This is a genomic window from Pantoea sp. USHLN298 (assembly GCF_037149395.1).
GTDB classification, from domain to species: Bacteria; Pseudomonadota; Gammaproteobacteria; order Enterobacterales; family Enterobacteriaceae; genus Pantoea; species Pantoea astica.
This window is the reverse complement of the sequence record NZ_JBBCRO010000001.1, coordinates 627,789-641,128: the sequence shown is the minus strand read 5'-3', so window position 1 is coordinate 641,128 and position 13,340 is coordinate 627,789. Positions and strand designations below refer to the sequence as shown.

Here is a 13,340-nt window from a genome sequence, read left to right as displayed (position 1 = left end):
CTTTACATGCTTCCCATTCGCGTCAGCAACTGCTGCAGCACCCGTTCGGTGACGGCCAGATCCTGCGGGTCAATATCCGCCAGCATTGCGCTGCGCAGCGCATCTGCCTGGGTTTTTACTTTGGCAAACGCCTGATTGCCTTTTTCAGTCAGTACCAGGTGACGCTTACGTCGATCCTCCGGCGGCTGCACCCGCGACAGCAGCGACTGTTTTACCAGCCGATCCACCAGCGGCACCATGCTGGCATCTTCCAGACCCAGCATCTGCGCCAGTTCAGTCTGGGTCAGACGTTCAGGCTCGCTGGCAATCAGGCCAATCGCCATCCAGCTGCTCATGCTCAGACCGCTGTCTTTCAGATGACGGTCAACGGCCAGGCGCCAGGCGTGTGCGGTCAGATGCAGTAAATGGGTAAAAGTACGAGTGTGCGAAGACAAATGTTAGCAACCTAATAGTCAGACATCTAATTAAATGGAGGCGTTATTATACGCAAAGCGAAACGCGAATGAAAAGCGCCCGATCTGTTAAAAATTAGTGGATCGCGGCAGAATGTCCAGAGGCCGTAACCGGGAGTGCGACACCATGATAACAGCTGCGAAAAACTGGGTGGATTTGCGCCGTGACGCTGCCAGCGGTATTGAGTCGATTCGCGCCCATTTTACCGGACACGCTTACGATCCGCACTGGCACGACAGTTATCTGATTGGCGTGACAGAGCAAGGTGTACAGCAGTTTCATTCGCGACGCAAACAGCATCAAAGCCGACCCGGCACGGTGTTTATGCTGGAGCCGGAAGAACTGCATGATGGTGACGCGATCAACCCGCAGGGCTTCACCTATCGCATGCTCTACCTTTCACCGCAGCAGGTGCAGCAGCAGCTCGCTCCGCTGCTGGCTGAGGGGCCGGAACCGCGTGAACTGAGCTTTGCCGCGACCCTGCGTGACGACCGGCCGCTGGCTTATGCGGTGTGGCACGCCTTTGACGCGCTATGGCACGATCACCCCGCTCTGATTAAAGAGGCGGCGCTCGACCGGCTGTTTGGTCAGCTGACGCAACACCGGCTATGGCGATTGCCGGAAGCAGACTGCCCAGGCGATAGCCGGCTGGCACTGCTGGCGCGCGACTGGCTGATTGCCCATCATACGGAGAATCCGGGCTTACAGCAGATGGCACAGAGCCTGAACATCGACCGCTTCCGCCTGTCGCGACGCTTTCAGGCCCACTGGGGCTTGCCGCCGCATGCGTGGCTGGTGCAGTGGCGGCTGAGTCAGGCGCGACGGCGTCTGGCGGAGGGCCAGCCGGTGGCCGATGTGGCGGCGACGCTGGGCTTTGCCGATCAGAGTCATCTGGGCCGCTGGTTCAAACGAGCCTGCCAGCTCAGTCCGGCGCGTTATCAGCGCATCTGCACAAATCTTCCAGACCTGACTTAACCGGCTTGCCACAATGCGCTTTTTTAGTCAGGAGAAGCGTGATGCAGGATTTACGTTGTGTGATGATTTTAAATGCCAGTTTGCCGCCGGGCAAAGCGACCAATGCCGCGGCGGTGATGGCATTAACGCTCGGCCAGCGCCATCCGGCACTGGTAGGTGACGCGCTGGAAGACGCCAGCGCCCATCCCAGCCCCGGCCTGATTCCGGTCGGTATTCCGGTTCTGGCGGCCACGCCCGAACAGCTCAGCCTGCTGCGGGAAAAAGGCGAACTGACCGGCTGCGATATGGTGCTGTTTCCGGAAGAGGGTCAGTCCACCACCGACTATCAGGCGCTGAGTGCTGCGATGCGTCAGCAGCCACGCCAGCAGTGGCGCTTGCTGGGCGTCGCTGTTGTCGGTGAGAAAAAGGCGCTGCGCAAACTGACCGCAAATTTAGCCCTGTTCAGCTAAGTCGGGTGCGGAAAGCCGATCGCGGTTTTCCGCCTCATTTTCAGATTGACCTCTGGCTGTACAGATTTTCTGTACAGATTTTTTCTCGGAATATTCCTTATAACCTCCTGTTAACCTTCATATAGCACATAATGCTCAATAATCCGATTGTACAGATCGGGATTCATTGTATAACTTTATCCCCACGAGTTGTCTTGCGACTCTGTAACGAATGATGCACTTGCGTCGCCTCTGAAGGTGTCAGTGGATTTCCACCTTCAGAGGTTATTTTTTTATCCGTTAATTTATGACGTTGGGTTCCTTCGCATCTGTCCATGCGGAGGTTTTTTTAATGTCTTTTTTGTCCTGACATCCGAAACGGAATCGGGCTGTTTTGAAGGGCTGACACATGCAAAACCAGAACATCGTACCTAAAACCGATAAAGAGATTGCCGACTACTTTAATGCTGCGGCCAATAAACCGGCCAGTGATATGGAGATGCTCGGTTTACTGGTCGCGGAGATCCTGCAGTCCGGCATGCCGGTGAGTAACAAAGCGATCATTTCGAAATTGATTCATCGTCTGGAGCTGGAAAGCGACCGCGAATCGCTGGAAATTTACCGGCAGTTGCTGGAGCTGGTGGTTCACAAAACCCCGGATGATTTTTCGCTGTAATCCCGACTCCACGGAGGGAGTCACTCTGCCTTTTTCTGGTATCTTCGCCCTTCGCCCGGTAACATCTGCCTCTCACTGTTTATCCTGACTTTCTCGCCCTTCGCGCGAGAGCAAAACAAAATAAGAGCCTGCAACCTTTTATGACCCAATCAAATGATGTCGCTGCAACGCCTGTTGTAGCGAGTGATATCAGTGTCGGCCGCGTACTGCGCTCACCGGCACTGCTGACCCGCGAATGCCTGGCCGGTGTGATCACCGCGCTGGCCCTGATCCCTGAAGTGATCTCCTTTTCCGTTATTGCTGGCGTTGACCCGAAAGTCAGCCTGGTTGCCTCAGTGGTGCTCTGTCTGACCCTGTCGATTCTCGGTGGACGTCCGGCGATGGTCACCGCTGCGGCCGGTTCGGTGGCGCTGGTCATCGGTCCGATGGTGCATCTGCATGGGGTTGAATATATTTTGCCGGCGGTAGTGATGGGCGGCGTGATTCAGATCCTGTTTGGGGTGGCCGGACTGGCGCGCATGATGCGCTACATTCCACGCTCGGTGATGCTGGGATTTGTGAACGCGCTGGGCGTGCTGATTTTCTTTGCGCAGGTTCCGCATGTCTGGGGACAATCTTCGCTGGTGTGGATCTTCTTTGCCGTGACGCTGGCCATCGTGCTGCTGCTGCCACGTCTGGTGAAAAGCGTCCCCTCACCGCTGGTTGCCATTGTCGTGGTGACCGCCGTTGCCCTGCTGATGGGCTACCGGATGCCGAACGTCGGTGATGAAGGACCAATGAGCCCCGGCCTGCCCGGTTTTAACAGCCTGATGGTGCCGCTGAATCTGCAAACCCTGCAGATTATCTGGCCTACCGCGCTGAGTATCGCTTTTGTCGGGCTGATGGAGTCGCTGCTGACCGCCAAGCTGGTTGATGATCTGACCGATACGCCTTCCAGCAAGCGGCGGGAATCCTGGGGTCTGGGCGTCGCCAATATTTTTGCCGGTTTTTATGGTGGCATCGCCGGTTGTGCCATGATTGGCCAGACCATCGTTAACGTGGAGCTGGGCAAGGCGCGCAGTCGGGTCTCGACGATTGCTGCCGGACTGGTGCTGCTGCTGCTGGTCACCGGCCTGAGCCAGATTATGGCGCAAATCCCCATGGTGGTGCTGGCGGGGATCATGATGGTGGTGGCGGTAAAAACCGTTAACTGGCACAGCCTGCAACCGGCAACCCTGAAACGCATGCCGTGGTCGGAAACGCTGATTATGGTATTAACGGTGGTGGTAACGGTCTGGACTGGAAACCTGGCGCTGGGCGTGCTGGCCGGAGTGATTGTCGCGATGATGCTGTTTGCCCGCCGTATTGCGCATGTCATTCACGCGGAGCGTCAACTGAGTGAAGATGGCGAGTCGGTACGTTATACGGTGCGGGGGCCCCTGTTTTTTGCCAGCAGTAACGATCTGTTTGAGCATTTTGATTATGCCCACGATCCGAAGAGCGTAATTATCGATTTAACTCATGCGCAAATCTGGGATGCGTCGAGCGTGGCGGCACTGGATGGCATTGAGTATCGCTATCAGCGCTATGGCGCACAGGTCACCATTGTGGGACTGGATAACCGTAGCACTGACTTCCACCGCCGGTTGACCGGTAATTTCGGTTAGCCTTGCGGTTGACCCTGACCGATCGGCTGTCTGATGGACAGCCGATCGGATTCAGGCCTGTTGCCGGCGCGCTTTGTAGCGGGCCACCATCGTCACCAGCGCCTGATAGATCAGACCGGCGTAGAGACTCATCAGAATCGCCATTGCTGGCTCTTTGCCCTGCTGCTGCCATGACATAAACCACATGAACACGCCCCACAGAACAGAGAACACCAGCCAGCCGCGGACGAACTTCACGATGCCATTCATAACCACTCCTCTTAAATGATGCGCTACCTTAGCGGTGTTCGGCACAAAACGCATTGTTGTCATAGCTGAGTTGAGAGGCGCCTCAAATAAAACGGACCCCCGATTTCGTTCTGACGAGCGCAGCGTGGTGAGCCAGGTGATTCCCGGTCGCTTTTCTATACTCAATGCACCGTCTGAACTTTCAGGATATTTTGATGAAACGTTGCGCTTTATTACTGTCAGCTTTTGCCATTATCACCACCCTTTCCGCCTGCGCGCCTCCGTCGCCTGGCAGAGATGCGCCACCGCCGCCCTCACCGCCAGGCGGTCAGCAGCCGGTTGGAGCGCCCGGTGGCAGTGGACCGGTTGGGCAGCCACAATCCTGAACCGGTGCCACTGAGCACAGGCTATTCCGCCCGGTGCGCGATGCTTCAGACGCCGGGCGTTCTAATGCCGATGGGCACATCCACACTCAGACATTTCGCCCGGTCGCTGTTTGCCAAAATGGGAGTGGCGAATCTTTAACACGCCTTCACGCTCCTCGGCTTCTTCTGCTGCCACTGTTCCGAGCAGATGATTCAGCGCCTGGCTAATGCGCCAGCCGATATTGTCGGCCCAGGTGGTCAGATGCCAGGTAGAGGAGCGCGCTTCGTCAACATCGCCAAATCCCGCCACCGCAATGTGCGCACCCTGACCAAAATCACGGATCGCCTGCATGACACCAAATGCCAGTAGATCACTCTCGCAGAAAAGCGCCTGAATGCGCTCGGCCGCGCGGGTCTGTTTCAGGTAACGGGTCACAGCCTGATAAGCCTGCTCGCGATCGCTGCCATCTGCCAGCAGTTCGGCCGCAAGGGTGTGGTTCGCCGTCATCAGGCTGGCGTGATAGCCTTGCATTTGCGGCGATCTGCCTGGATGACTCTGCAGAGAGCCAAAACGCTGGTGCCCCTCAGCCAGCAACAGACGCCCCATCTCCTCGCCCGCCCGTCGGGCATCGTGCTGCACGTCCGGCTCAGCATCTGGCCGAATTACCGGCAGCGAGCTGGCCGCAAGCGCCTCATCCCATTGCCGATCACTTACCCCGTCGGACAATACCAGTAAACCGCGTAGCCCTAATGGTGCAGCCTGCGTTAACTGTGCGGTTAGCGTCTGTCCGGTGTCGGCGGGTAATAGCAGCATCAGCGCGCCGCGTGTGTTGAGCTGGCGCGCCAGTTCGTTGAGGACATTCTGATGACAGGGAGCGAGTAACGGGCTGGTGACTACGCCAATCATCATGGGAAATGCGGCTTCAGGCTGTCGGGAAGGGGAAAGCGTCATCATCAGTGTCCTGACTTCTCTGCGGCTAAGAACAATAGCCCCTACCATACTGGAAATAGCTGACTTTCAACAGGTTACAAAGCCAGAGCCAGGCCGCAAAAATGCGTGAAAAATAATGTAATGGGCGGGCAGCGACCAGAGGACCCAGGGAAGCCTGGCAGCATGTAATTTCGCCTTCAGGCGGGTCCGGCCGGCCATCTGGTTATCTGAGCTGCACTCGGTGTTATTTCATCCCAAAAGATGCGTTTGCCGCTGAATACGTTTTGGCTGCTGAGAAAACGGATTTTTCAGTGCGTTAGCACTCGCATCAGAATAGAGACGCCAGATAAGAAATCTATTTCTCTGTCATCAGCACACCCTATTAATAAGCCAGCCGCCAGAATCAATTATTGGCGCGCTTTAATATCCGCATAATTCTGCACAACTCCCCACAATGCGACGCGATGCGAAAAAGAGAAGCCGTACGCGCATCGGTTATTATTGTCAGGCCGCTCCTGTCATAAGCATATTCCGCCGAAACGGTCCGGTCAGCACCGCTTTGATGGCACCCTGATTCAGCCTGCATCTGCACGGGAAAACGTAGCGCCTGACCCATAGTCAAGGCCAGGGCGTTTCAGCCGGTCAGTGCGGGAAGTGTGTTGGCGGCGGTCCGGCGGGCGACAGCAGGACCGGGCAGCAGGAGTTGAACCTGCATCGGCAACCCACCAGGAGTTGCAGTAATACCGTTATACCATGCCCGTAGGGTCACGTGCCGCGTGAAGGTTTTTTCTCTGGCATAGGTGCCTGCTGCTCTGCCTGCCCTGCCCCATAATCTGTCTGACGCGCATAGGCGGAATAGGGAAAACAGGACGCTATCGTCAGCGGATTTTTACACTGCGCGCAAACGGCACCGTGGTGGCCCGACTCCGTTTCATCACAGGCGGTAAAGCGGAATTTTCTGCAGCCACATGAAGGACATTTAAAGGTTAGCATGCCGATTATTCCACTGGCTTTTACTGCCGCAATGATGCCTGATTAAATAAAGGGTAGTGCCCGCTAATTAGGCTGCAAGCGCAAGCGGTGACAATTTGATAAAACCGTGCAGGTCGTAAAAATTATTTACTGTGGCTTTTAATAAGTGATTATTCAGCTAGCCTTACTATCCAGCCTGTCGGGAAGACTATTCCGGCGCAGATGACTGTATTAAGCGAAGAGGTAAGTACCATGCCCTCAGGACAATTTTATATTATTGATCATCCCGAGCTGACGTTCACCGCCAGTTACCATATTGATACCGTCAATGAAAAACCGTTTAAATCGCGTATGGTGCTTGAGATCCAGAAGCAACTGCAGCCGACAGAAGCGTTTGATACGGCCCGTATCGGTCAGGAGGTCACCTTTGTCTCTTCCAGCGGCGAAGCGCAGCGCCTCTATCTGATCAGTAACACTGACGATCGGCTGGTGTTCAGTTCCCGTGCCTGAAGGTGAGGCAGTTTTTACCGGGCATAATGGCAGTGGCGTCTGAACGGAAAAGTGGGCCGTATTGCAAATCGCAGGCACAAAAAAACCGCCTCTGAGGGGCGGTCATACGACACTGCTTATCATTGATTTTATTGGTAATTCGATATGGTGCCCGGGGCGGGACTTGAACCCGCACAGCCTTACAGCCGAGGGATTTTAAATCCCTTGTGTCTACCGATTTCACCACCCGGGCAGGGTGTAACTGGAGGCGCGTCCCGGAGTCGAACCGAGGTACACGGATTTGCAATCCGCTGCATAGCCACTCTGCCAACGCGCCTTAAACTGATGTGCCGTCAGGTTAACCTGACCTGCGAATCTGGAGCGGGAAACGAGACTCGAACTCGCGACCCCGACCTTGGCAAGGTCGTGCTCTACCAACTGAGCTATTCCCGCATTTTTCAGCAACTGCATCGAACTTGCTGATTTTATTTACCTTCTGGCAGACTGGCTGCCGTTCGATGCGATGCATTCTACTGACCTCACGCAATGAGTCAATAAAATTATCCTCACTGTGTGTCTGTTTGCTGCTTTTTGAATCGCATCGATCACGGTTCGAGCAGATCGCCGCGTGCAGCACTCAGATACTGGAACATCGACCAGAACGTCAGCACCGCTGCAATGTATAACGCCACCACGCCAATCCCGACCACGGTGCTGTCAGGACGCCACAGCAGGGCAAACAGTGACAGCATCTGGGCAGTGGTTTTCACTTTGCCAATCCATGAAACGGAGACGCTACTGCGTTTGCCAATCTCAGCCATCCACTCACGTAGCGCGGAGATGATAATTTCGCGGGCAATCATGGTGGCGGCAGGCAGGGTAATCCACCAGGCGTGGAAATATTCCGCCACCAGCACCAGCGCCATGGCCACCATCACTTTATCCGCTACCGGATCAAGAAAGGCACCAAAGCGCGTGGTCTGTTTCCAGCGGCGCGCCAGAAAGCCGTCAAACCAGTCGGTGACGGCGGCGAAAATGAAGATCAATGCGGTAGCCAGCGGCGCCCAGTGAAACGGCAGATAGAAAGCCAGCACAAAGAACGGGATGAGGACGACTCGGAACAGGGTGAGACACGTCGGAATGTTAAATTGCATATGCCGGTAACTGTCTGGAATGGGTAGAATTTAACGTATGTTCCTACATTGCCCCCCCCGTTTCAATGCTAGTGTTTCAACGAGTAGTATATTTTTTCTGCCAGCGCGTGTGAGATACCCGGTACATTGGCGATCTCTTCCACCGAGGCATTCATCAGCGGTTGCAGGCCCCCCATATACTTGAGCAGTTGCTGACGCCGTTTCGGCCCTACCCCTTCGATACTTTCCAGCGCACTGGTGTTCTTGACCTTAGCCCGTTTTTTGCGGTGGCCCGAAATTGCATGATTGTGAGCGTCGTCACGAATATGCTGGATGACATGCAGCGCAGGCGCATCCGGCGGCAGCGATACCCCTTCGCCTTCCGCTTCAAAGAACAGCGTTTCCAGACCGGCTTTACGATCGCTGCCTTTGGCGACACCCAGTAGAATCGGGTGGGATTTATCCCAGGGTACATCCAGTTCGGCAAACACCTGTTTTGCCTGTGCCAGCTGCCCTTTCCCGCCATCGATCAGGATCACATCGGGGATCTTATCCTCTTCGATGGCTTTACCATAACGTCGGCGCAGCACCTGATTCATCGCCGCATAGTCATCGCCCGGCGTGATGCCGCTGATGTTATAGCGGCGGTAATCGGCACGCAGCGGACCGTTCTGATCAAACACCACGCAGGAAGCGATCGTCTGTTCGCCCATGGTGTGACTGATATCGAAACACTCCATGCGGGTAATTTTGTCGAGTTCAAGAAACTCTGCCAGCGCCGCCAGACGCTGATGAATGGTCGAGTGTTGCGACAGCCGGGTGGTTAACGCGGTTGCGGCGTTGGTCCGCGCCAGTTTCAGATAACGGGCACGGTCACCGCGCGGTTTACTCTGAATCGAGACGCGACGACCGGCCAGTTCACTTAGCGAGTCAGCCAGCAGCTCGCGCTCCGGCAGCGTAAAGTCGAGCAGGATATCGCCCGGTAAGGTGCGCGCTTCACTGCCCTGCAGATAGAACTGCCCGACAAAGGTTTGCACCACTTCGGCCAGATCGGTATCCGCCGGCACTTTCGGGAAGTAGCTGCGGCTGCCTAACACTTTGCCCTGACGAATAAACAGCACATGCAGACAGGCCATACCCGCCTCATAGGCTACGCCCATCACGTCCAGATCATCGCCCTGATTAGAGACAAACTGCTTCTCGGTAATCCGACGTACCGCCTGAATCTGATCGCGCAGGCGCGCCGCTTCTTCAAATCGCAGCCCGACGCTGGCCTCTTCCATCCGCTTCACCAGCAGATTCAGCACCTGGTCATCTTTGCCCGCCAGGAACAACCGCACATAATCGGTTTGCTGCGCGTACTCCTCTTCGCTCACCAGACCGGCAACGCACGGCCCAAGGCAACGCCCAATCTGATATTGCAGACAGGGACGTGATCGGTTGCGATAGACGCTGTTTTCACACTGGCGGATCGGGAACACCTTTTGCAGCAGCGCTAAAGTTTCACGCACCGCATAGCCGTTGGGAAACGGACCGAAGTATTCCCCTTTGGCATGTTTCGCGCCACGGTGCATCGCCAGACGTGGATGCGTATCCGCGCTCAGGAAGATGTAGGGATAGGATTTATCATCGCGCAGCAGTACGTTGTAGCGCGGCTGATAGAGCTTGATGTAGTTATGCTCAAGCAGCAGCGCTTCGGTTTCGGTGTGGGTTACGGTGACATCGATGTGCTGGATATTACTCACCAGCGCTTCGGTCTTGCGACTGCCGACCTGAGTGCGAAAATAGCTGGTCAGACGCTTTTTCAGATCTTTGGCTTTACCAACATAGATGACGTTGCCTGCGGCGTCATACATGCGGTAGACGCCAGGCTTGCTGGTCACCGTACTCAGAAAGGCTTTGGGGTTAAAAACGTCACTCACTACTGATTAACGGCTCCGCATTATAGAGGCCATGTCGAATGGCCAGATGCGTTAACTCTACGTCACCACTGATATTCAGCTTACTGAACATCCGATAACGGTAGCTGTTAACGGTTTTAGGACTGAGATTCAGCTGCTCGGAAATTTCCGTCACCTTTTGTCCTTTGGTGATCATCAGCATAATCTGCAATTCCCTTTCCGACAAACAGCTGAAAGGTGATTCGGCTTTCTGGGGCTCGATCTGACTCAACGCCATCTGCTGCGCGATGTCCGAGGCAATATAGCGCTGTCCGGCATTGACCGAGCGGATCGCATTAATCACTTCCTGTGGCGCGGCCCCTTTACTGAGGTAACCGGCGGCACCGGCCTGCATCACTTTGGCGGGCAGTGGATTCTCGGTATGAATGGTCAGCATGATGATTTTGATGTCAGGGTTGTAGCGCACGATTTTTCGTGTCGCCTCAAGTCCGCCGATACCAGGCATATTCATATCCATCAGCACTACATCAACCTGATTGGCGCGACACCACTTTGCTGCATCTTCGCCACAGTTAACTTCTCCAGCCACCACCAGACCTTTGACATCCTCCAGGATGCGGCGGATACCAGCACGGACCAGTTCATGGTCATCAACAAGAAGCACACTGATCAACGGGAAGACTCCAGAGGCTAAAAAAAGAGGAAGCGATTAACGATTTCAGGCGGTAATCATACCTGCTTTTACCTCAAAAGCACATCAACAAAGCAAAACTGTAGGTGGGATACCTGATTCAAAACGGCGGCGTTTGTTTTCCGGGCCGGGGTCTCACGCTGCCGTTTACCACCCTGAAAATATTAAATTAAACTATTTATTTTCAATAAGTTAAATTATTTTCCCGGCGACGCCCACGCCTGGCGCATTGTGCTGGCAGGCCGTGGCAGAAGGCTATGATAACTTTCCGCGATTGATTAGCCCGGCTGGACTGAATGCCTTTTCGGATAGAAGCGAACCGGCTGCCTCAGCAACTTAACGGCCCTGTGGTATACTCACGCACTGCTGTACGGACTTGATTGCCGACACGTTGTTATTCACCAAGGAGAAAATCATGAGCGATGAAGATTTTGCCACTTCGCAGGAAGCGCGCAAATTATCGGATGAAATAGCGGGTCTGAAAATGATGATCACGCTGATTCTGAAAGGTATGGGTCAGGCGGATGCCGGAAAAGTCATTATCAATATGGAACGCTACGTGCAGACGCTGGGCGACAAGCCACAGGCAGAAGTGTTCAGCAACACCATTAAGCAGATCAAAGCGGCCTACCGCCAGTAAACATTTTGCCCCCAGCTGCGGGGGCAAATTATTTAGTTGTGCGACTGCCAGTTAACCGAAACACCCAGCGACGGCAGCACCTCTTCCGGACTGAAACGCCGGGTACCGCGATACTTCTCCGCCAATGCCGGCTGCATCACCGGAATGCGAATCGCGAACAGATTATCCTCTGACAGAATTAATCCCGGCGTCAGCGGTTCATACACCACCTGATGCTGCTCGAACATCTTCTCAAGCATCGGTGTCGCTGAACTGATGATGTACTCCATGCCATTCAGTTCTGCCAGCTGCACCGCGTGCCAGAGAATGTTCAATGGCAATTCAGGGTCCACTTCCAGCCGTGCTGAAAAGCGCGACATCTCCCACACTTTCTCATGGCTGAAGGGCAAGACAATGCCTTCACTTTGTTCAGGCTCGAACCACGGCATTAATCGCGCGCAGCCGCTGATTCCATCACGCGCATTCCAGGCGATCAGCCAGGTCACATCTGAACGATCGTAGCGATCATATTCCTGTCCCGGCGTGCTAAGACGGGGAGGAATCGACCATCCCTCGCCGCGCGCAAATACGCTATACCGGTAGCTGCCAAGTTCGGCGAGCAAAGAGGATGGCATATCCTTTAATTGCGTTTGAACTATTTTCATCATGCGCCTCTGACATCCCCATGTTTGCAATGATTTCTTTGCGCCAGCCTGGCAAAGCCCCGGCGCAGGGTAGACAACTGACCCGGACGAGGGAACTACTAAATTTAGTAGTTGCCTTTCATCTAAATCAGCCCGATCGCTGCTGCATAACAGGCAATCTGAGTTTTATTGGAAACATTGAAACGCTTTTGCATATTTTTCTGGTGAAAGTTAACGGTATGTTCAGAGATGGATAAAATAAGTGAAATTTCTACCGCCGTTTTTCCTTCGGCAGTCCATTTCAAAATTTCCAGCTCGCGCTGACTAAACTCTTTTTTTAGTACCACCATGGCATCATCGCTAAAGCGTTCCAGCGTATCCAGGCTTAGCTCCGCTAAAAAGTGTAGTTTGACTTCCAGTTCAATGCGGCGCTCGTCAATAGGAAGCGGCTGTTGCGATGATATAGATAATATACCAATGACGCGATTTGGTGCCATTGCAGAGCAAGAAAAACCGCTCTGTAAGCCGTGCTCACGCGCCTCATCCCACAGGTTACCGGCCTCAGTAAACTGCTCTCGCGCCCACACCATTCCTCTGCCCGGCCGCTGACAGCGTTCCAGCACCGGATCGACCGCGTAATAATTGTTCGCCTCATAATGCTTCACCCAGTATGCGGGATAGGTGCTGTGCAAATGAATGCGCGGCCGACTAAAAGGCACCGGATGCTGAATCAGAAAAGCAAAATAGTCGAAACCTAATGCTTCAGTAAATTGTTGCAATAACGTCTTCAGTTCAGATGAAAGCGTTAATGCCTGAAATTTTTCTTCCGTCTCACGCCGCCAGACGAAATAATTTTCGGTACTCATATTGCCTCGGCATTATTTTTACGCAGGTGTGCATTATTATTCATTTTGGTAATTCAGATAAAAAATAAATGTTCAGGAGTAAATTAATTGATTGTACAAACCGGCATCGCCGTAATAAACATGGCATTTAATTCTTCGAAGGCCGGGCTACGCCATAATCCCCTTTCCCCACTAATATGAGGCCGTACGAAGCAACTTTCAATCAAAGTCGAAGAATAAGATTTTTCTGATAGAATTTCAATCATTCTGTTTCAGGCCGTTTTTTCATCAAATTGAAAATGGCCTCTGTAAGCCTGAAAATTTATTCCCCGACCGCCAGGAAC

Annotated in this window: 14 protein-coding genes and 4 tRNA genes; 6 read left to right on the top strand and 12 right to left on the bottom strand. The window is 54.1% G+C overall.

Annotated elements, in window-relative coordinates:
- Positions 1–2 precede the first annotated feature (2 nt).
- Positions 3–434, bottom strand: a complete 432-nt coding sequence (locus tag WFK59_RS03130; RefSeq protein WP_233984662.1) for a MarR family winged helix-turn-helix transcriptional regulator — start codon at positions 432–434, stop codon at positions 3–5.
- A 145-nt stretch (positions 435–579) separates the two neighbouring features.
- Between WFK59_RS03130 and WFK59_RS03125 the strand changes: the two genes are divergently transcribed.
- From WFK59_RS03125 to WFK59_RS03110, 4 genes are all read left to right on the top strand, one after another.
- A complete protein-coding gene (locus tag WFK59_RS03125) occupies positions 580–1,428 on the top strand; it encodes an AraC family transcriptional regulator (RefSeq protein WP_233984663.1) in 849 nt (282 codons plus the stop codon).
- A gap of 41 nt (positions 1,429–1,469) precedes the next feature.
- A complete protein-coding gene (locus WFK59_RS03120) occupies positions 1,470–1,877 on the top strand; it encodes a DUF2000 domain-containing protein (protein WP_336754978.1) in 408 nt (135 codons plus the stop codon).
- Between the two features lie 388 nt (positions 1,878–2,265).
- Positions 2,266–2,532, top strand: coding sequence for a biofilm/acid-resistance regulator YmgB/AriR (locus WFK59_RS03115; RefSeq protein ID WP_094121332.1), 267 nt, complete (start codon positions 2,266–2,268; stop codon positions 2,530–2,532).
- Positions 2,533–2,672: 140 nt separating this feature from the next.
- The gene (locus WFK59_RS03110) at positions 2,673–4,178 is read left to right on the top strand and encodes a SulP family inorganic anion transporter (RefSeq protein WP_336754977.1); all 1,506 of its coding nucleotides are present in this window, start codon (positions 2,673–2,675) and stop codon (positions 4,176–4,178) included.
- A gap of 51 nt (positions 4,179–4,229) precedes the next feature.
- Here WFK59_RS03110 and WFK59_RS03105 read toward each other — a convergent pair whose 3' ends face one another.
- From WFK59_RS03105 to WFK59_RS03095, 3 genes are all read right to left on the bottom strand, one after another.
- The gene (locus WFK59_RS03105; protein WP_233984666.1) at positions 4,230–4,427 is read right to left on the bottom strand and encodes a DUF6404 family protein; all 198 of its coding nucleotides are present in this window, start codon (positions 4,425–4,427) and stop codon (positions 4,230–4,232) included.
- A gap of 426 nt (positions 4,428–4,853) precedes the next feature.
- On the bottom strand, positions 4,854–5,726 hold the full coding sequence (locus WFK59_RS03100) for a substrate-binding domain-containing protein (RefSeq protein WP_336754976.1): 873 nt from the start codon (positions 5,724–5,726) through the stop codon (positions 4,854–4,856).
- A 664-nt stretch (positions 5,727–6,390) separates the two neighbouring features.
- Positions 6,391–6,463: transfer RNA gene (locus WFK59_RS03095), tRNA-Thr, on the bottom strand.
- Between the two features lie 463 nt (positions 6,464–6,926).
- Here WFK59_RS03095 and WFK59_RS03090 point away from each other — a divergent pair.
- Positions 6,927–7,184: a hypothetical protein gene (locus WFK59_RS03090; RefSeq protein WP_233984668.1), complete on the top strand. Its 258-nt coding sequence runs from the start codon at positions 6,927–6,929 to the stop codon at positions 7,182–7,184.
- Between the two features lie 145 nt (positions 7,185–7,329).
- Here the strand turns inward: WFK59_RS03090 and WFK59_RS03085 are convergent.
- The 6 genes from WFK59_RS03085 to uvrY form a co-directional block, all read right to left on the bottom strand.
- Positions 7,330–7,416 (bottom strand) — tRNA-Leu (locus tag WFK59_RS03085).
- A gap of 10 nt (positions 7,417–7,426) precedes the next feature.
- Positions 7,427–7,500, bottom strand: a tRNA-Cys gene (locus WFK59_RS03080).
- A 40-nt stretch (positions 7,501–7,540) separates the two neighbouring features.
- Positions 7,541–7,616, bottom strand: a tRNA-Gly gene (locus WFK59_RS03075).
- Positions 7,617–7,768: 152 nt separating this feature from the next.
- Positions 7,769–8,317, bottom strand: coding sequence for a CDP-diacylglycerol--glycerol-3-phosphate 3-phosphatidyltransferase (pgsA, locus tag WFK59_RS03070; protein ID WP_031376084.1), 549 nt, complete (start codon positions 8,315–8,317; stop codon positions 7,769–7,771).
- A 68-nt stretch (positions 8,318–8,385) separates the two neighbouring features.
- Complete coding sequence (uvrC, locus tag WFK59_RS03065) at positions 8,386–10,218, bottom strand: excinuclease ABC subunit UvrC (protein ID WP_233984669.1); 1,833 nt, start codon at positions 10,216–10,218, stop codon at positions 8,386–8,388.
- Positions 10,211–10,870 carry a UvrY/SirA/GacA family response regulator transcription factor gene (uvrY, locus tag WFK59_RS03060; protein ID WP_094121817.1) on the bottom strand — a complete coding sequence of 220 codons (660 nt, stop codon included), beginning with the start codon at positions 10,868–10,870 and terminating at the stop codon, positions 10,211–10,213. The genes uvrC and uvrY overlap by 8 nt, the downstream gene beginning before the upstream one ends.
- Positions 10,871–11,303: 433 nt before the next feature.
- Between uvrY and WFK59_RS03055 the strand changes: the two genes are divergently transcribed.
- Positions 11,304–11,528, top strand: a complete 225-nt coding sequence (locus WFK59_RS03055) for a DUF2594 family protein (RefSeq protein ID WP_094121818.1) — start codon at positions 11,304–11,306, stop codon at positions 11,526–11,528.
- A gap of 32 nt (positions 11,529–11,560) precedes the next feature.
- Here the strand turns inward: WFK59_RS03055 and WFK59_RS03050 are convergent, their stop codons facing one another.
- Positions 11,561–12,172: an autoinducer synthase gene (locus WFK59_RS03050; protein WP_336755126.1), complete on the bottom strand. Its 612-nt coding sequence runs from the start codon at positions 12,170–12,172 to the stop codon at positions 11,561–11,563.
- 122 nt (positions 12,173–12,294) lie between these two features.
- Positions 12,295–13,017 carry a transcriptional regulator SdiA gene (sdiA, locus tag WFK59_RS03045; protein ID WP_262287751.1) on the bottom strand — a complete coding sequence of 241 codons (723 nt, stop codon included), beginning with the start codon at positions 13,015–13,017 and terminating at the stop codon, positions 12,295–12,297.
- Between the last annotated feature and the right edge of the window lie 323 nt (positions 13,018–13,340).

Bases quoted from the DNA above. Each gene is read 5' to 3' on its own strand.
- WFK59_RS03125 (WP_233984663.1), top strand. From the start codon at position 580: ATGATAACAGCTGCGAAAAACTGGGTGGATTTGCGCCGTGACGCTGCC.
- pgsA (WP_031376084.1), bottom strand. From the start codon at position 8,317: ATGCAATTTAACATTCCGACGTGTCTCACCCTGTTCCGAGTCGTCCTC.
- WFK59_RS03110 (WP_336754977.1), top strand. From the start codon at position 2,673: ATGACCCAATCAAATGATGTCGCTGCAACGCCTGTTGTAGCGAGTGAT.
- WFK59_RS03120 (WP_336754978.1), top strand. From the start codon at position 1,470: ATGCAGGATTTACGTTGTGTGATGATTTTAAATGCCAGTTTGCCGCCG.
- WFK59_RS03105 (WP_233984666.1), bottom strand. From the start codon at position 4,427: ATGAATGGCATCGTGAAGTTCGTCCGCGGCTGGCTGGTGTTCTCTGTT.
- WFK59_RS03050 (WP_336755126.1), bottom strand. From the start codon at position 12,172: ATGAAAATAGTTCAAACGCAATTAAAGGATATGCCATCCTCTTTGCTC.
- sdiA (WP_262287751.1), bottom strand. From the start codon at position 13,017: ATGAGTACCGAAAATTATTTCGTCTGGCGGCGTGAGACGGAAGAAAAA.
- WFK59_RS03115 (WP_094121332.1), top strand. From the start codon at position 2,266: ATGCAAAACCAGAACATCGTACCTAAAACCGATAAAGAGATTGCCGAC.
- WFK59_RS03090 (WP_233984668.1), top strand. From the start codon at position 6,927: ATGCCCTCAGGACAATTTTATATTATTGATCATCCCGAGCTGACGTTC.
- WFK59_RS03055 (WP_094121818.1), top strand. From the start codon at position 11,304: ATGAGCGATGAAGATTTTGCCACTTCGCAGGAAGCGCGCAAATTATCG.
- WFK59_RS03100 (WP_336754976.1), bottom strand. From the start codon at position 5,726: ATGATGACGCTTTCCCCTTCCCGACAGCCTGAAGCCGCATTTCCCATG.